15 protein-coding genes are annotated in these 17,417 nt (G+C 72.3%); 10 read left to right on the top strand and 5 right to left on the bottom strand.

Going from position 1 to position 17,417, the window contains the following annotated elements; all coding sequences use genetic code 11:
• Nucleotides 1–18 precede the first annotated feature (18 nt).
• From ACWFR3_RS04990 to ACWFR3_RS04975, 4 genes are all read right to left on the bottom strand, one after another.
• Nucleotides 19–723, bottom strand: a complete 705-nt coding sequence (locus ACWFR3_RS04990) for an SCO2400 family protein (RefSeq protein ID WP_453733145.1) — start codon at nt 721–723, stop codon at nt 19–21.
• A 145-nt stretch (nt 724–868) separates the two neighbouring features.
• Nucleotides 869–1,717: an SMP-30/gluconolactonase/LRE family protein gene (locus ACWFR3_RS04985; protein WP_453733144.1), complete on the bottom strand. Its 849-nt coding sequence runs from the start codon at nt 1,715–1,717 to the stop codon at nt 869–871.
• Nucleotides 1,718–1,744: 27 nt separating this feature from the next.
• On the bottom strand, nt 1,745–3,049 hold the full coding sequence (locus ACWFR3_RS04980) for a PucR family transcriptional regulator (protein ID WP_453733143.1): 1,305 nt from the start codon (nt 3,047–3,049) through the stop codon (nt 1,745–1,747).
• Nucleotides 3,050–3,061: 12 nt separating this feature from the next.
• Nucleotides 3,062–3,280, bottom strand: coding sequence for a hypothetical protein (locus tag ACWFR3_RS04975; protein WP_453733227.1), 219 nt, complete (start codon nt 3,278–3,280; stop codon nt 3,062–3,064).
• A 135-nt stretch (nt 3,281–3,415) separates the two neighbouring features.
• Between ACWFR3_RS04975 and ACWFR3_RS04970 the strand changes: the two genes are divergently transcribed.
• The 10 genes from ACWFR3_RS04970 (at nt 3,416) to ACWFR3_RS04925 (ending at nt 16,168) form a co-directional block, all read left to right on the top strand.
• Nucleotides 3,416–4,450 carry a DUF3068 domain-containing protein gene (locus ACWFR3_RS04970; RefSeq protein WP_453733142.1) on the top strand — a complete coding sequence of 345 codons (1,035 nt, stop codon included), beginning with the start codon at nt 3,416–3,418 and terminating at the stop codon, nt 4,448–4,450.
• A 235-nt stretch (nt 4,451–4,685) separates the two neighbouring features.
• Nucleotides 4,686–5,888, top strand: coding sequence for a glycosyltransferase family 4 protein (locus ACWFR3_RS04965; protein WP_453733141.1), 1,203 nt, complete (start codon nt 4,686–4,688; stop codon nt 5,886–5,888).
• Nucleotides 5,885–6,604 (top strand): class I SAM-dependent methyltransferase, encoded by a 720-nt coding sequence (locus tag ACWFR3_RS04960; RefSeq protein WP_453733140.1) that lies wholly within the window; start codon nt 5,885–5,887, stop codon nt 6,602–6,604. Before ACWFR3_RS04965 ends, ACWFR3_RS04960 begins: the two co-directional genes overlap by 4 nt.
• Entirely contained in the window at nt 6,601–11,160 is a 4,560-nt protein-coding gene (locus tag ACWFR3_RS04955; RefSeq protein WP_453733221.1) for an alpha-(1->3)-arabinofuranosyltransferase domain-containing protein, read from the top strand. The genes ACWFR3_RS04960 and ACWFR3_RS04955 overlap by 4 nt, the downstream gene beginning before the upstream one ends.
• A complete protein-coding gene (locus ACWFR3_RS04950; RefSeq protein WP_453733139.1) occupies nt 11,157–12,809 on the top strand; it encodes a condensation protein in 1,653 nt (550 codons plus the stop codon). The genes ACWFR3_RS04955 and ACWFR3_RS04950 overlap by 4 nt, the downstream gene beginning before the upstream one ends.
• The gene (locus ACWFR3_RS04945) at nt 12,806–13,540 is read left to right on the top strand and encodes a class I SAM-dependent methyltransferase (protein WP_453733138.1); all 735 of its coding nucleotides are present in this window, start codon (nt 12,806–12,808) and stop codon (nt 13,538–13,540) included. The genes ACWFR3_RS04950 and ACWFR3_RS04945 overlap by 4 nt, the downstream gene beginning before the upstream one ends.
• 16 nt (nt 13,541–13,556) lie before the next feature.
• Nucleotides 13,557–14,462 carry a hypothetical protein gene (locus tag ACWFR3_RS04940; protein WP_453733137.1) on the top strand — a complete coding sequence of 302 codons (906 nt, stop codon included), beginning with the start codon at nt 13,557–13,559 and terminating at the stop codon, nt 14,460–14,462.
• Nucleotides 14,462–14,689 (top strand): Trm112 family protein, encoded by a 228-nt coding sequence (locus ACWFR3_RS04935; protein WP_453733136.1) that lies wholly within the window; start codon nt 14,462–14,464, stop codon nt 14,687–14,689. The genes ACWFR3_RS04940 and ACWFR3_RS04935 overlap by 1 nt, the downstream gene beginning before the upstream one ends.
• The gene (locus ACWFR3_RS04930; protein WP_453733135.1) at nt 14,686–15,546 is read left to right on the top strand and encodes an FkbM family methyltransferase; all 861 of its coding nucleotides are present in this window, start codon (nt 14,686–14,688) and stop codon (nt 15,544–15,546) included. Before ACWFR3_RS04935 ends, ACWFR3_RS04930 begins: the two co-directional genes overlap by 4 nt.
• Entirely contained in the window at nt 15,527–16,168 is a 642-nt protein-coding gene (locus ACWFR3_RS04925; RefSeq protein WP_453733134.1) for a hypothetical protein, read from the top strand. Before ACWFR3_RS04930 ends, ACWFR3_RS04925 begins: the two co-directional genes overlap by 20 nt.
• Here the strand turns inward: ACWFR3_RS04925 and ACWFR3_RS04920 are convergent.
• Nucleotides 16,110–17,303: a Cmx/CmrA family chloramphenicol efflux MFS transporter gene (locus tag ACWFR3_RS04920; RefSeq protein ID WP_453733133.1), complete on the bottom strand. Its 1,194-nt coding sequence runs from the start codon at nt 17,301–17,303 to the stop codon at nt 16,110–16,112. The genes ACWFR3_RS04925 and ACWFR3_RS04920 overlap by 59 nt on opposite strands.
• Nucleotides 17,304–17,417 lie beyond the last annotated feature (114 nt).

Raw genomic sequence — 17,417 nt, 5'->3', positions numbered from 1 at the left:
CACGGCCGTGACCGACCGCTACGTGCACCACCACAGGAAGCGGTCGCACGTCTCCGACGGTTCCGGATCGGGCGTCGGGTCCGGCTGCTGCGTGGTCGGCGGGGGCGTGGGGCGCGTCGTTCCGGGGGTGTCCGGAGCGTCCGGGGAGTCCGGGGTGCCGGGCGCCTGCGAGGAGGCCGGAGGGGCGGAATCGGGGCCCGTCCCGGCTTCGCCCGTCTTCCCGCCGTCCTCGGCCGTCTTCGACTCCCCGGACTTCTTGTCCTTCTTGTCCTTCGCGGACTCGGACGCCGAAGCCGACGCCGAAGGGTCGGCCGACGCGTCCGCGGCGGGCTCGGCGTCCGCCGCCGTGCCGCTCTCCGGGTCGTCCGGTGTCCGTGACGCGGGCTCGCTCGTCCCGCCGTCCGGCGACGACGCCGCCGCGGGTTCGTCCGAGGGGCCCTCGATGCCGAGTTCGGCCAGGCTCAGACCGCCGGCCGCGAGCGCGAGCCCGGCGGTGATCAGCAGGACCTTGCGGCGTCTGCGCCGGTGCGCCCGGCGACCGCGCTCCCGGCGGCGGCTCCTGCCGCGCGGCGCCTCGTCGTCGTACGCGCGCTCGGAACCGTCCGGTTCGTTCTGCGCGGCGACCGCCTCCGCGTACTCACGGCAGGCTTCGGCCGGGGTTCCGCACCCCGGGCAGGCCAGGGCGCCGTTGAGGTGCCTGTGGCACGGGTGGCAGTAGTCCATGAGGCATGGAGGCTAAGTGAGGCGCGGGTAACAGAGGAAGCCGCTGCCGTGAAGGTTGTGTGCGGAATCGAATGTTCCAGCGGCGCCCGCTTCCGCTATGGGGCAAACCGCCTCTTCCGTGCCGGTCGCGGGGCCCGGCTCGGATCTAACCCGCGAACGCCGGCTGCTCCACGCCCTGCCCGGCGTCCGGCACCACGAGCACGGATCCGGACAAGGGGTGCGGCGCCTCAAGTCCCGTACGGGCGGAGGTGATGTACAGGTCGCGCAGGCCCGCACCGCCGAACGCGCACGCGGTCGGGCGGACCACCGGGAGCTCGATCACCCGGTCCAGGGCGCCGGAGGGGGTGTAGCGGCGGACGGCCGCGCCGTCCCACAGGGCGACCCAGACGCAGCCGTCGGCGTCGACGGCGAGCCCGTCGGGGTATCCGGCCTCGGGCTCGATCGCCACCAAAGTGCGCCGCGCGGAGTCGAGTTGGCCGTCACGCATGTCCATTACGTCGATACGCCGGGTCAGGGTGTCGATGTAGTACATGGAGCGGCCGTCCGGGCTCCACCCCGTGCCGTTGCTGACGGACACGTCGTCGAAGACCTCGGTCACGGTGCCGTCGCCGGTCAGCCGGATCAGGTTGCCGCCGCCCGTCGCCTCGTCGTAGCGCATCGTGCCCGCCCAGAGCGAGCCGTCGGGGGCGACCGCCGCGTCGTTGCCCCGGCGGCCCGGCACCGGCTCGTGGTGCAGCCAGCGGAACGCGCCGCCGTCGGCCATGGAGTCATAGAGGGCCACGCCGTCCCGGAGGTTGACCACCAGGCCGCCGCCCGCGCGCGGCTTCGCGGCGCCGACGTGCTGCTCCGTGGCCATGACCGAGCGGCGCCCGTTCGACGGGTCGTACGTGTGCACGCGGGAGCTGAGAATGTCGACCCAGATCAGCCGCCGGGCGGCATGATCCCAGGTGGGACCCTCGCCGAGTGCTGCCTGCGCGCGTACCGCTATGTCCATTGCCGCAGGCTACCCGCACACCCCCGCTCAGCCCACCCTCCCGAGCTCGCCCCGCAACCGGCGTGCTCTGAGCACCAGTTCCAGCTCGAAGCGGCGGTCGGGATCGTCGACCTCGTCGCCCCACAGCTCCCTGATCTGCCGCAGGCGGTAGCGCACCGTCTGCGGATGCACCCCGAGGCGCGCCGCGACCTCCGGTGCGCCGCCCCGCGTCTCCAGCCAGGCGAGCAGCGTCTCGGCGAGGCGGCGGCCGTGCGCGGGCCCGCAGTGCGCGAGGGGGGCCAGGCAGCGGCGGGCCAGATCCTCGATGAGCTCCTCGGGCTGGAGCAGGACCAGCGCCTCGGTGTGCTCGGTGCAGTGCAGGACCTCGCCGGAGGGCAGCAGTCCGCGCTCCATCAGGCGCACCGCGGCCTCCGCCCAGCGCAGTGACTTCGCGGCGTCGGCGAGCGGCACGGGCGGCCCGATCGCGCCGGACCAGCCGGCCATGGTGCGCCGCAGGAGTTCGGGGCGGCCCGCCGCTTCGGGGTCGGGGACGACCATGCGGGGCTGCTCGGTCTCCATGTCGAGCAGGACGCCCTGGCCCACGGCGGGCGCCACGGCCTCCCTCGCCGGGCGCAGGAGCACGCCGACGGCCACCCGCTCGGGCAGTTGCCAGCCGACGCGGGCGGCCCGCTCGTCGAGCGCGCTGCGGACACCGGGCTGCCGCTGCCCGGAGTGCGAACCGGAACCAGAACCGGAACCGGAATCGGCCGCCGGACCCGCCCCCGATTCACCGCGCCGCTCGGAGAGCAGGAGTTCCATCAACTTCCGCTGCAGGCGCAGGCGTTCGCCCGCCTGCCGGGCCGCGGCCTCGGCGTATCCGCGTACGGACTGGTCGACCAGACCGTCGAGGTACTCGAAGCCCGACTCGGCGAGTTCGTACATCGCCGGTGGCGGGATCTCGATCTGCTGGCCGATCTCGGCCAGGCGGCGCCAGGCGAGCCGCACGCCGAGCCGGTAGATCGCCTGGAGCGAGTCGAGGCTGCGGCCGTGCAGGCCCTCGCCCCTGCCGAACTCCTGGAAGACCTCTAGCGGGTAGCAGGGCCGGCCCTCGGCGGACGCGATCTGCTGGACGAATCCCTCCAGCGCACGGCGTATGCCGATGAGCGCCATGGGCTCGCCCGAGTCGTCCAGGACGACGGGGAGACCCGGATACTCGGCGCGGATCTCCCGCAGGATGTCCTGGGCCAGGGCGGGCACTTCGTCCAGGGCGAGCGCCGCGAACCGCCGGACGAGGACGGGCGGCACGTCGCGCCAGGCCGAGCGGACGGACAGCGAACCCTGGCTCTCGGTCACGGGGACGGCCACTCACTGTCCCCGAGGGGCAGTTTCGTAGTGCACAAGCGGCGTGTTGGGCTGGTCCGGTGTCGCGTTCAGGAGGGCGACGACGCCGAACGCGGCGGCCACGGCGAGTCCCGCGGCGGCCACGACGGTCAGACCGGCGGCTAGCAATCGGTGCATGTCAGGGTCAGCCTCTCTGCTGGAGGTCGTCCCCACCCAGGTCGCGCGGATGTCAGTTGACGTCATGCGCACAGTCCCTTACCGGCCCCGCCCGGCAAGTGCACAGTCTCATCAACGCATTGACACTTCGTCAAGGGTCCGCCTAGCGTTCCGGCCCCATACGGCTCGGTAACACTTCTCACCCGCCCCCAGGAGTGCCGGATGCGCCGCACAGCTTCACCCCTCTCGCTGATTCTCCTCGGTCTGGGCGTCTTTCTGCTCGTCCTGGCCCCGATGCTCGCGTGGTACGTCTCGCCACAAGCCAAACGCACGCCCGTCGACATCGACACCACCACCGTCTTCAAGGGCAGAGGCAGCTATTTCGACACCGACAAGATCAAGACCGTGAACGACAAGAACCTCACGATCACGCGGCAGGTGCGCGGCGACGTGAAGGACAGCAACGACGAACACGCGGTCTGGGACGTGGTCACGTCCGTCGATCCGGACTCGTCGCTTCCGGCCTCCGACCCGCACGATTCGCTCCAGTTCACGACGGAGCGCTGGGTCACCGACCGCGAGACGAACAGGCCGGTGCACTGCTGCGACGAGAAGCCGTACTTCGAGGGCGAGGCTTACCTCAAGTTCCCCTTCGACGTGCAGAAACGCTCCTACATCTGGTGGGACAACACCCTGGGCGCGACCGTCCCGCTGACCTTCCGGGGCACCAAGAAGATCCAGGGGTACGAGGGCTACCGCTTCACCGCGAAGGTGAAGCCCGCGAAGACCGGAACGCGTCTTGTGCCGGGCCGTCTGGTGGGGCAGCCCAAGCGCAGCAACGTGCTCGCCGAGGAGTGGTACGCCAACCACGGCGTCGAGCTGGTGGCCGACAAGCGCACGGGCCGGATCATCTACGCGGCGATCGGCCCCCGCAAGACGCTGCGCGCGCCCGGCTCGGACAAGGACGCGACGGTGCTGCTCGACAGCAAGCGCATCGCGTTCACGACGAAGACGCAGAAGGCACAGGTGAAGCTCGCGGACGACGACAGCAGCCGGCTGAAGCTGGTGGGCGAGACGCTGCCCCTGGGGGCGGCCGTGCTGGGTGGGCTGCTCGCCATCGCGGGAGGCATTCTGGTGCTGCGGGGACGACGGTCCGACAGTGGGACACAAGGGACGAACGGGCCGGGCAGTGCGGCGGAGCCGAACGGTCCGAATGGCGATACGTCCCCAACCACCCTGCAAGCCAGCACGATGTGATGAGACGTCAGCTGTTGAAAGCCCAGAACTTATCACTTCGGTGAGTAGCCGCGTCGAAGACTGCGGCGAAAACTAACGACCCCACCCGAGCACAGTCCCCGCACCACCCCCGCACCACCCCCGCACAGTCCGAGCACAGCGCAGTACGAGCACAGCACGTCCGCAAGCGACCCCCGAACGGTGCAACCCCCCATAAGCGCCTCACGGTTCCGCACCCTGACGAGTTGGAGCACGCATGCCCCAGCACGTGCCTTCTCCGCTGCGCGCCGCCGCCCCGCGGGTAGCGCAACGGCTTCCGGCACTTCCCCCGCAGCCGCGCCGGATCGTTTTTCTCGCCCGCCGCGATCTCGCGAACCCGGCCGCGGGCGGGTCCGAACTGCTCGTCGACCGACTGGCCGACGGCCTGAGCAAGCTCGGCCATCAGGTCACCCTCCTGTGCGGGGGCCCGGCCGTCTCCCGCGACTACCGCGTCGTGTCGGCGGGCGGCGACCTCGGGCACTACCTGCGCTCGCGCTCCGCCTTCACCCGGCAGGTCGGCGACTGCGACCTCCTCGTCGAGGTCTGCAACGGCATGCCCTACCTGGCACCGCTGTGGCACCGCGGTCCCACGCTGTGCCTGGTCAACCACGTCCACACCGACCTGTGGGGGATGCGCTTCCAGGGCGCCCTCGCCCCCGCGGCCCGGCTCGGCCGAAGACTCGAGCACTGGTCGCTCTCCGGCGCCCAGCGCGGCAATCTCCTGGTGGCCGTCTCGCCGTCGACGGCCACCGCGCTGCGCGCGATAGGCGTCGAGCGTGAGCGAATACGGATAGTCCACAACGGGGTCGAGGAGCCGGGGACACTGCACCCCCGCTCGGACGAACCGCTGTTCCTGGCGATGGGACGCCTCGTCGAGTACAAGCGCATCGATCTGCTGCTGCGGCTCTGGGAGCGCGTCAGGCCCGTCACCGGCGGACGTCTGGTGATCGTGGGCGACGGACCCGAGCGGGAGCGGCTGCAGCAACTCGCGGGACCCGGCGTCGAGTTCAAAGGCCATGTCTCCGAGGCCGAGAAGCACCGGTTGCTCTGCGAGGCGTGGATGCTGCTGCATCCGTCGGCCGTGGAGGGCTGGGGCCTGGTGATCACCGAGGCGGCGAGCCGTTCGACACCGGCCATCGGTTTCGACGTACCGGGTGTACGCGACTCCATCGAGGACGGTGTGACGGGGCTCCTCGCCCGTGGCGAGAGTTCCTTCGCAGCCGCCTGGTGCACGCTGGCGCTGAGCGCCGAGCGGCGCAGGGCGTTCGGCAAGGCCGCCGGCGAGCGGGCCACCGGCTATCGGTGGGCCAACTCCGTACGCGAGTTCCAGACGGTGGCCGCCGAGGCGGTCGCCACGCACCAGGCGACGCAACAGGCCACGCGTCCGGTCACGCACAAGGCATCACAGGGGTCCGTGTGAAGGACCCGTCCCTGCGCCGTTCCGTCACCCTCTTCCGGGCCTTCCTGCGCGAGCAGCAGGAGCCCGAGCGGTGTTACACCCTGCTCGCCCGTGACGCCGCCGACCAGGTCGAGGCCTATGGACCGGTCAGGGACCGCGTCGTCGTCGATGTCGGCGGCGGCGGGGGCTACTTCACCGAGGAGTTCCGGCGGCGCGGCGCGCACAGTTTCCTCTTCGAGCCGGACCCGGCCGAACTGGGCGCCAAGCCGCCGGAGGGCTCCGTCGTCGCCGACGGATATCTGCTCCCCCTGGCGGACGGCGTCGCCGACGTCACCTTCTCCTCCAACGTCCTCGAGCACGTGGACGATCCGCAGACGTTCCTCAGCGAGATGGTGCGGGTGACCAGGCCGGGTGGCCTGATCTACGTCTCCTTCACCAACTGGTACTCGCCGTGGGGCGGCCACGAGTGGGCGCCCTGGCACTATCTGGGCGGCGCCCGCGCGCGGGCCCGCTATGAACGGCGTACCGGCAAACCAGCCAAACACACGCTCGGCGAGAACCTCTTCGCCCACCACGTCGGCCCGACCCTGCGCCAAGTGCGGGCGAGGGAAGACGTGTCCGTCGTGTCCGCACGGTCCCGCTACTGGCCCTTCCTGGCCGGCGGCATCACCAAAGTGCCGGGTGTACGCGAGTTCGCCACCTGGAATCTCCTCCTCATCCTCAGGCGGTGTCCATGACCACGGTGCAGGCCCCACCCCCGGCGTCTGTCCGGCCCACGGCTGACGCCCCCGAACCCGGGCGGGGGCCGCGCTCCAAGCGCTGGCTGTTCGGGTTCTGGGCCGTGGTCTTCGGCCTCTTCCTCGCCGTGCAACCGGGGCGGATGACGTTCGACACCAAGCTGGGGGTGGCCGTCGACCCCTGGCAGTTCCTCTCCGACCTGGGCCAGCTGTGGCACGACCGGGGCGGGTTCGGCGGGATCCAGGACCAGTACGTCGGCTACGCCTGGCCGATGCTGCCGTTCTACGGCCTCGCGGACCTCGTCCAGCTGCCGGTGTGGCTCGCGGAGCGGCTCTGGCTTTCGCTGATCGTGGCCACCGCGTTCTGGGGTGCGCTGCGGCTCGCCGAGCGGCTGCGGATCGGCAGCAGCGGGAGCCGGCTGCTCGGCGCGGTGGCCTACGCCCTGTGGCCGACGTTCACCGTCGTCATCGGGTCGACGTCGGCGGCGGCGCTGCCCGGTGCCCTGCTCCCGTGGGTGCTGCTCCCGCTGACGAACGACCGCATCAGCGCGCGCTCGGCCGCCCTGCGCTCGGCGCTCTTCATCCCCTTCATGGGCGGTGTGAACGCGGCGGCGACGCTGGCGTCCCTCCTCCCCGTGGGCCTGTATCTCCTGTCGAGACCGAACGGGCCGCGCAAGCGGAAGCTGATCCTCTGGTGGGTGCCCGGCGTCATCCTCGCCACCGCCTGGTGGGTGGTGCCGTTGTTGATGCTCGGCATCTACGGCGAGAACTTCCTTCCGTTCATCGAGACCTCGGCCACCACGACCGGCACCATGTCGGCCACGGAGACACTGCGCGGCGCCGGCAACTGGGTCGCGTACCTGAACTTCGGCGAGGCGTGGCTGCCCGCCGGGTGGGCGGTCGCGACGTCCGTGATCGTCGTGCTCGGCTCGGCGTTCGCCGCGGCCCTGGGGCTTGCCGGGCTCGCGCGGCGCGATCTGCCCGAGCGGCGCTGGCTCGTCCTGACCGTGCTCTCGGTCGTGCTCGTCACGCTCGCCGGGTACGGCGGCGCGTTCGGCGCGCCCTTCCACGACACCGTCCAGTCGTGGCTGAACGGCGGACTCGTCCCCTTCCGCAACATCTACAAGTTCCAGACGGGCCTCGCGCTCGCCCTGGTCTTCGGCCTCATGCACCTCGTGGGCGTGGCCGCGCAGTCGCGCGGGGCGCGGCCGGTGCGGGGGCGGCGCTACGCGCCGCTGATCGCCGCCGTGCTCGTGCTGCCGGGCCTCGCCTTCCCCTACCTGAACGGCTCGATCCTGCAGCCCGGCTCGTTCAAGAAGCTGCCGACCTACTGGCAGGCGACGGCCGACTGGCTGGAGAAGTACTCCCCCGACTCCCGCGCGCTCGTGGTGCCCGCCACCGCGCACGGCATCTACACCTGGGGCTCGCCCATCGACCAGCCCCTCGACGTGCTCGCCGACTCGCGCTGGGCCCAGCGGGACTACGTCCCGTTCGGCACGCCCGGCAACCGGCGCGCGATGGACGCCGTGGAGCAGGCGCTCGCGACGGGCGGTGCCGTCCCCGGACTCCAGGACTATCTGACCCGCGCGGGCCTGTACTACGTCGTCGTACGCAATGACCTCGACCCCGACCAGATCGGCAACGTGCCGACCTCGACCGTGAAGCGGACCCTGGAGGAGTCGGGCTACGACCGCGTCAAGGGCCTCGGCCCGACCGAGACCGGCGGGATCATCCCCAACGACACGCCTCTCCAGGTCGAGGGCCTCTACCCGCGCGAGCGCGCGGTGGAGATCTACGCCCCGAAGTCGGGCGCCGAGCGGCCCGGACAGGCCGGGATCAAGCCGGTGTCGAACACGGCCGTGGTGAGCGGCGGCCCCGAGGCGCTGCTCCAGCTGTCCGCCGATCCCTCGATGCGGGACCGCCCGTCCGTCCTGACCGGTGACAACCACCCGGGTGTCGGAACTCCCGCGCTGCAAGCGGTCGGTGACGGTCTGCGCCGCGCCGACACGCGCTTCGGCCTGGTCAGCTCCAACACCTCTTATACGTACACACCGGGCGAACGCAACGCGCCCGGGGCGCTGCAGGATCCGGGCAAGAAGCCGCACCAGATCCTGCCCACCGACGGGATCGAGCACCAGACGACGGCGGTGCTGCGCGGCGCGAAGTCCGTGACGGCGTCGAGCTACGGCAACTGGCTCTTCCACCTGCCGCAGTACGACCCCGTGAACGCCTTCGACGGCAACCCGAACACGGCGTGGGCCGAGGGCAGCCCCGGAAAGCCCAAGGGCGCGTGGATCAAGGCGGAGTTCAGGTCGAAGGAGTCGATCCCGTCCTCGATCAAGGTCATACCGCTGCCGCAGGAAGGTATGCGGGCCGCACCCACCCAGGTGCGGGTGGAGACGGAGCAGGGCAGCCGCACGAGTTTCCTGCAGCCCAACGGCATGCGGCAGAGCATCAAGGCGCCTGCCGGTGAGTCGAGTTGGCTGAAGGTCACCATCCTTGACGCGCAGATCGGCAAGGAGGGTCTGACGGGCGCCGGGTTCTCGGAGATCACCGTGCCGGGCGTGCGCGTGACGAAGCTGCTCCAGCTCCCGAAGGACACCGGGTCCGCCGCGGGCCGCGAGGCCGCGGCGGGCGCCGACGCGACGACGTACTCGATGCACCGTTCCTCCGACCCGGGCGCGCTGAACGCGGTGAACGCCGAGTCGGGTCTGCACCGCCGCTTCACGACGCCCGCCGAGGGCGAGTACGAGGTGAGGGCGAGCGCGCTCCCCGTTGCGGGGCCCGAGCTCGACGAGCTGCTCTACAAGGTGGCTCCGGAGCAGAAGGACCAGATCATCGCGAGCGCCGACTCCACGTCGAAGCTCGGCGGCGGTCTGTCCCCGCGCAATCTCACGGACGGCGATCTGACGACGGCGTGGATCGCCGGCGACAGTCCGGTGGTCCATCTGAAGTGGAAGGGCAAGCAGCCGATCGGCGAGATCGTCCTGCCGGCGGCGGGCGGACTCTCCACGCGCCCCGAGAAGATCGAGATCAGTTCGCCGGACGGCGCCGCGGTCGCGGGGGTCGACGAGAACGGCAACGCGCGGTTCAATCCGATCACCACGGACGAGCTGACCATCACCGTCACGCAGACCGCACCCCTTACGGTCCACAACCCGGTGGCGGACGCCCAGTTGCAGCTGCCGGTGGGTCTCACCGAGGTCTACGTCCCGGCCCTCGACAAGTTCCGCACGGAGCAGCCGCCGGCCTCGGAGAAGTTCGAGCTCGCCTGCGGCGAAGGACCGGATCTCGCCGTCGACGGCAAGCTGCACGCGACGAGCGCCAAGGGTTCCGTACGGGACCTGACCGAGCGGCGGCCCATCGAGGTGACGCTCTGCTCGCGCGGCTCTCAGAACACGACGATGTCGCTCGGCTCCGGCGAGCACACCGTCGAGGCCGGTGACGCGGGCCCGCTCTCCCTCATGGACGTCTCGCTGACGCAGGGGACGCCGGGGACGGTGGACAAGGAGTCGCGCTCCCTGAACATCAAGGACTGGCTCGGCGACCGGCGCGAGGTGTCGGTGGGCGCGGGCTCGGCCTCGTACCTCTCGACGTACGAGAACATCAACGACGGCTGGAAGGCCACGCTCAACGGCAAGGAGCTGTCGTCCGTACGGCTCGACGGGTGGCAGCAGGGCTTCCTGATCCCGCAGGGCGAGGGCGGCACGGTCAAGCTGTCCTACGAGCCTTCGCGGATCTACGAGATCGGTCTGATCGGCGGCGGTGTCGGCGTGCTCGCCCTGATCGGCCTGGTCCTGTTCCGGCGCCGGGAGCCGAACCCGGACGGACCGGACCTGGCGCCGCCCGCGCCGGGGCTGATCCTGGGCACGGTGGCCCTGACGCTGGTGGGTGTGGTCATCGCGGGCTGGTTCGCGCTGCTCGTGCCCGCGCTCGCGCTGCTCGCGTGGCGCCGGCACGCGCTCCTTGTCCCGCTGGCCTTCCTCGCGATGGCGGGAGCGGGGATCGTGGCTGCCGTGAATGCCGGTGAGCCGACCACGTCGGACGCGGGTGCGTTCAGTCCCGCCGCCCAACTCCTCGCGCTGATAGCGCTGTTCGCGGCGCTGGTGAGTGTGCGGGGCGCCGCCGCGGGGGCCCGTGCCGACTCCGGGGACTCCGATGGAGGCGGCACGACCGCCGCGTGGGAGCCGCCTCCGCACCAGCCGCCGCCCGCCACTGTGCCGGTGATGCCTCCGCCCGCGAGCGGCGGCACGCACACGCCGCCCCTCGGGCCCGACCAGGACCCGGGCACGAGGCCGCTGCCCCGCCGCAAGCGCGGGGAGAGCGGGCCGGGTGCCGAAGCGGGCGATGGCGGCAGTATGGACGCGGGCGGCGCGCCGCAGGCCGCGAGCTCGACCATCTCCGCCAGGGGCCCCGCGTCCGCACAGGCGGAACTTCCGCCGCCGGGCGCGCGGACCGCGCGGACCACGCGCTTCAGGCGGCGCAGGCCAAGGACGACGGAGGGGCTCGCGGGAGCCGCGGCGCCGTCCGCCCCCGGGGAGGACACCAACCGATGACCGCACTCGATCACCCGGCACGTCACGCGGACGGACCCGAACGGCCCCCGGAGCGCGTGCCGTTCCCCGTCGTCGACGAGGTCGCCCGGCACTGCCTCCAGGAGGAGGAGCCGGAGACGGTACACATCGAGGTCCACCTGCCCGGCACCCCGGACCCGGACCGCCTGAAGGCCGCGTTCGCCGAGGCCCTGCGCCGCCACCCGCGCATCCTGATGCGGGAGGCGCGGGGGCCTTGGTACCGCCGCCGCTACGAGTGGGAACTGACGGCGGCACCTGACGTGGAGGTGGTGACGTTCCCGCCCCCGGAACGGGACGCCCTCAAGAAGGCCCGCACCCGCTCCCTCTCCGAGGCACCCCCTTTGTCGGCGTCCCCACCGATCCGCCTGGAGGTGATCGCGGCCGAGGAGGCCGGGGCTACGACCGCCTCCGGCGGGGTGGACAGCAAGGGCGGGACAGCCGCCTCGCGGAACGACCGGGCGAACGCCGCCCCCGGCCGGGACGACGACACGAGCAGCGAGGACACCGCCCTCGGCGGGGCGAACGGCACAGGCTCCGTGCCCGCCCCGGGCACGACCGCCGCCCCCGGCGGCGACAACGCGGGCGCCCGGTCGGGCGAGGGCGGCAGCCCCGGCGACACCCCGCTCCCCGGGGCGGGGGTCAGCAGCCCCGGCACCGCCCCCGCACCCGCCGGCTCAGGGCGCCCCGCCAGAAACGGCAGTGTCCTCTTCCTCACCATCAATCACACCGCCCTCGACGGCCCCGCCTGCCTCCGCGTCCTCGCCACCGCCGCCGAGCTGTACGGCGGGCAGGACAACTCGCCCGCCGCGCCTCCTCTGCGTACGCCCTCGCCCTCCGCGCCCGAGAGCGACACGGAGGCGGTCGGGGACGCGCCCGGTGGCTGGGCTCCGCCTGCCCGTGTCTCGCGCGGGACGCCAGAGCCCTCTCCCGGCAACGGCATGCTCGTCGCCGAGCTGGCCGTGCCGAAGCGGCCCAAGGGGGCGCCGTTCACCGTCAACGACCAGCTCATGGTGGCGACCGCGCTGATGATCGCGCACTGGAACCGGGAGCACGGGGCGCGGCCGAAGCCGTTCCGCATCACCATGCCCGTCGACGACCGCCCCCGCAGCATGGACATGCCCATCGGTAACGGCACCCGCCTTGTGGAAGTGCCGTTCACCGCGGCCGAGTTGACCTCCGAGGACTGGGGGCCCGAGGACATCGGTGCTCTCCTGCGCCGCACCGCCGAGCGCACCCGCGCCCTCAAGGCACTGCCCCGCCCCCAACTCGGCCGCGGCGCCGCCCTGCTGACCTCGCCCGTCCTGCCCGTCACCCTCAGGGCCGCCGTCACGCGCGGCCTGCGCAGGGCCGCCGCGCCCTGGACCTCCACCACGCTGCTCAGCAACATCGGGCGCGTCCCCTACCCGCTCGACTTCGGCGACGCCGGACGCGCGCACGCCGTCTGGTTCTCCGCACCCGCCCGTCTTCCCCGCGGCCTGACCGTGACCACGGCGGCCACCGCGGGGCGCCTGCACGTCGCCCTGCGCTGGTCGAAGACCCTGCTCAGCAGCGGCGACGGAGCCCACCTGCGCGACCTCTTCGAGCACTATCTCCACGCCACGGAGCACACGGAGGAGGGAACGAAGCAATGACGAGCACCAGTACCGCGCCCCGCGATCTGCGCGACTTCTACGAGGACCCCTCCGTCCCCGTCGCGTCCGGCGACGCCCGCAGCATCCGCCAGGCCCGGATGCTCGCCGACGCCATCGGTCCCGCGACCGCCCACACGTCCGTCGTACTCGACATCGGCTGCGGCGACGGCACCGCGGCGGCGACCGCGGCCCCGCTCCTCGCGGGCCACCGCGTGGTCGGTGTCGACTGGTCGCAGGACGCCCTGAAGCGGGCCCACGCGCATCTGCCGTACGTCGTGCGCGGTGAACTCACCGACGGCGGGCTCCCGTTCGCGGACGGCGCCGCCGACGCCGTCCTCTTCAGCGAGGTCATCGAGCATCTCGTCGACCCCGACAGCGCGCTCGACGAGCTGCGGAGAGTGCTCAGGCCGGGCGGCCATCTGATGCTGTCCACGCCCAACCTCGCCGCCTGGTACAACCGCGGGCTCCTGCTCGCGGGGGTGCAGCCGGTCTTCTCGGAGGTCAGCCTGCGCGGCATCCACGGGAGGCCGGGCAGCGAGGTCGTCGGACATCTGCGGCTCTACACCGCCCGCGCGCTGCGGGAGTTCGTCGCCGCGTCCGGCTTCGACGTCGTACGGGTCGCCGGTGCGCCCTTCCACGGCGTGCCCCGTCCGCTGCGCGCCCTGGACCGACTCGCCTGCGCCGTGCCGAGCGCCTCGTCGATCCTGCTGCTGCACGCCCGAAGGGCGTAACGCCATGTGGTGGGGTGTGACCGCCGCACTGCTCGCGAACGTCCTCTACAGCACGGGGTTCGTCCTGGAGAAACGTGCCCTCACCGCCATGCCGTCCGTCAGCGTGCGCAGCCCGGCACGGCTGCTCAAGCAGGTGATCTCCAGCCCGCTGTGGATCGGCGGATCCCTCGCGCTCGCCGCCGGGTTCGGCGCGCAGCTCGCCGTCTACCGGACGCTGCCCATCGCCGCCGCGCAGGGCATCTTCGTCTCCGGACTCGTGCTCCTGCTCCTTCTCTCCTCCGTGCTGCTCGGGGAGCAGACCTCGGGGCGCGAGCGGTACGCGGTCGGGGCCATCCTCCTCGCGCTGCTCATGGTCGTCCTCTCGCTGAGCGAGGAGTCGGACACAGTGAGCCGCAGCGCGCCCGTGCCGCTGGTCCTCACGGTCTGCCTGCCCTCGCTGGCCGCGGGGGTCCTGCTCTACGGCTCTGCCGAGCGCCGCGCGAAACACCGGCACCGGCTCCCGACGACGGGCGTGGAGTACGGGGTCGCCGTCGGGCTTCTCTACGGAGTCAGCTCGCTCGCCATCAAGGGCGTGTCCAGCTACCTGACCACGCAGGGCCTCGGCTCAGCGCTGCTCCACCTCCTCGCCTCCCCGTATCCGTATCTCCTGCTGTTCACCGGGGCGTTCGGCCTGGTCATGTCCCAGGCGGCGCTGCAGCGGTGCCGGGCCTCGCTCATCGTCCCGGTCTGTACGACGGTTACCGCGCTGTTCACCGCGGTACTCGGGACGCTGGCCTTCGGCGAGCCGCTGCCCGACGAGCCGCTGCGGCTCGCCCTGCGGATCGCGGGCACGGCGCTCGCGGTGTCCGTGCTCCTCGCCATGCCCAAGCATGACGCGCCGCCGCCCCAACCAACGCCCCCCACAAAGGAGTTGACGAGCTGATGAACCCCGAAGATCCGCTCCTGAAGATCCTCGCCTGCCCGCTGGACAAGGGGCCGCTGCATCTCCTCGAACCGGCGGAACCCCTCGTACCGGAGGAGGTGCTCTACAACCCGCGACTGCGCCGCCGCTACCCGATCGTCGACGGCATACCGCAGCTCCTGCCCTCCTCCGGCGAGCAGCTGTCGGAGGACGAGCACGAGCAGCTCCTGAAGCGGATATCCACGTGACGGGCCCGCATACGCCCGGGGCGGGCCCCCACAAGTCCGAGGCGAGCCCCCACAAGACCGTGGCCGCCCGCCTCGCCCCGCACCTCCCCGCCCGGCTCATCGCCTCCCTGGCCCGGCTCGTCTACCCCCGCTTCGAGCCGGAGCTGGCCCGCCTCGCGGACCTCTGCCCGGCCGGCTGCGGCACGGCGGTGGACGTCGGCGGCTGGTACGGCCCCTGGTCGCGCCGCCTTGCCTCGCGTGCGCGCCGCGTGGTGACCGTGGAGCCCGTCCCGCACCTGGCCCGGCTCCTGGAGACCTCCACGCCCGGCAACGTACGGGTGATCCAGGCCGCGGCCACCGACCGCCCCGGCACGGCCCGGCTCTGGCTGCCGCGGGGCGACCGCGGCGACCGCGGGGTCTCCTCGCTCATCCGCAGGGACATCCACGCCGAAGCGGTCGACGTGCCCTGCCTCACCCTGGACGGGCTCGGCCTGCGCGACGTCGACTTCATCAAGATCGACGTGGACGGCAACGAACTCCCGGTCCTGCACGGCGCCCACGATCTGCTCACCCGCGACCGCCCCGCCCTCTTCATCGAGCTGGAGTCCCGCATCCAGCCGATCGAGCCGATCGTCGAGCTGCTCACCCGGCACCACGGCTACCAGGGCTGGGTCCTGCCCCACCGCACCTGGCTGCCGCTGGCCGACTTCGACCTGGAGGCGCACCAGAACGACACGTCGTACGTCGTGTCGCAGGGGCTGCTGCGCAGGGTCCTCACACCGCGCCGCCCCCGGTACGTCAATTCGGTCCTGTTCCTTCCCGGCGGGCGCCGCCCCGGAGTCGCGGCGGTGCGCGACCATGGAGCACATGTCCGCTAGTTCCGCCGCCGGGCCAGGCCCCGGCCCCAAGCCCTCCGGCCCTTTCACTCCGCTCGACTTCCAGCTGGTCCTGCTGCGCCGCATGGCCGACCACAACCCGGACCTCGTGGAAGCGGCCCGGCACGAGCTCGGCGTCTCCATCGCGGACATGCGCGAGGCCAACCGCCGCTGGCAGGCGATGACCCGTTCCGCCCGCTCGCGGGGCGCGGCCTCCCGCTACCGCTCGATCCTCGGCGCCCCCGAAGCCACCGTCACCCGGCAGATCGGCGACCTGGAGTGCGAGGCCCTGCTGTGGCCGGTGCCGCTCTGGCCGACCCTGCGCTTCGAGGTCCTGCGCGCACCGAACGGCTCGGTGTGGAACGAGTGGCTGATCCGCGCGCCGGGCACCGCGGGGCCCGCACTGCGCACCCTCGACGACCTCACCCCCTGGTCGTGCACGGTCGACGAGGCCGCCCGCGCGTTCGCCCCGGCCCGCCCCATGGAGGGCACGGCACCCACGCGCTGGCGGCTCGCCTTCACGGGACCGGACGGGGCGGGTCAGCCGCGGCGCTGCGTCGCGGAGTTCACCTGGGGGCTGCTGCAGCGGCTGTCGTTCCCCGACTCCCCCGGCTCCCCCGGCTGACGCCGCGCAGTGCCGTCGCCCCGACGGCCAGGGCCAGCGCCACGAGCAGCGCGCTGACCCACAGGGGCGAGCGGTGACCGAGTCCCGCCGCGAGGGCGAGGCCGCCGCCGGCGGGACCGATCGCGGCGCCCACGTTCAGCGCCGCCGTGGCGAAGCCGCCGGAGAGGGTGGGGGCGCCGGTGGCCGCGTACAGCGCCTGCGTGATCAGCGCAGAGCCGACGCCGAAGGACAGCGCGCCCTGTACGGGGACGAGCGCGACCGCGACCGCCGGGTTCCCGGCGGTCAGCGCGAAGAGCACCCACCCGGCGAGCAGCGCGACCGCGCCCGTGACGAGGAACGGAACGGGCCGCGCGTCCGCGAACCGCCCCGCGACCGTGACCCCGATGAAGGACCCCGCGCCGAAGAGCGCGAGCAGCGCGGGCACCCAGCTCTCCGAGAACCCGGTGACCTCGGTGACCACCGGCGAGAGATAGGTGAACGTGCAGAAGGTCGCGCCGTTCACCAGCGCCCCGAGGAGCAGGGTCACCACGAGCCGCGGCGCGCGCAGCGACCGCAGCTCCCCGCGTGCGCCCGTGCCCGCCGTGCCGGGCGCACCGCCGGGCACGGACCGCAGGATCGCGAGGACGGCGGGCACCGACACCAGGGCCACCGCCCAGAAGGCGGACCGCCATCCCCAGAACTGCCCGAGCAGCGCGCCGCCGGGTACTCCCGCGACACAGGCGAGGGTGACGCCCCCGAGCAGCACCGAGGTGGCCCGCCCCTTGGCGTCCGGCCCGACCATGCCGACGGCGGCGACCAGGGCCACCGCGAGGAACCCGGCATTGGCGAGCGCACCGACGACACGGGTCAGGAGCAGCACGGCGAAGCTGTCGGTCAGGGCGCCGACGACGTGGACGAGCAGGAAGGTGACGAGAAAGCCGAGCAGCGCGGTCCTGCGCGGCCAGCGACGGCTGAGGAGGGCCATCACCGGGGCGCCGATGACCATCCCCACGGCGAAGGCCGAGGTCAGCGTGCCTGCGGTCGAGAGGGATACGTCCAGGTCGGCGGCGATGTCGGGGCCGAGACCGGAGAGCATGAACTCGGAGGTGCCTTGCGCGAAGACGGCAAGTCCGAGCATGTAGAGGGAAAATGGCATGAGGAAACTCCGCGAAGGAAAAGTCAGTCCGCACGAGAGCGCCCCGTAAGGGGCGCGGAGAACTGCACGATCAGCCACGACGCACCCGCAGTCGAACGCTGCAGTCCCGACAGA

Source organism: Streptomyces sp. NPDC055189 (genome assembly GCF_053606765.1).
The sequence above is the reverse complement of the archived record's forward strand: the minus strand, read 5'-3'. Positions and strand labels throughout refer to the sequence as shown.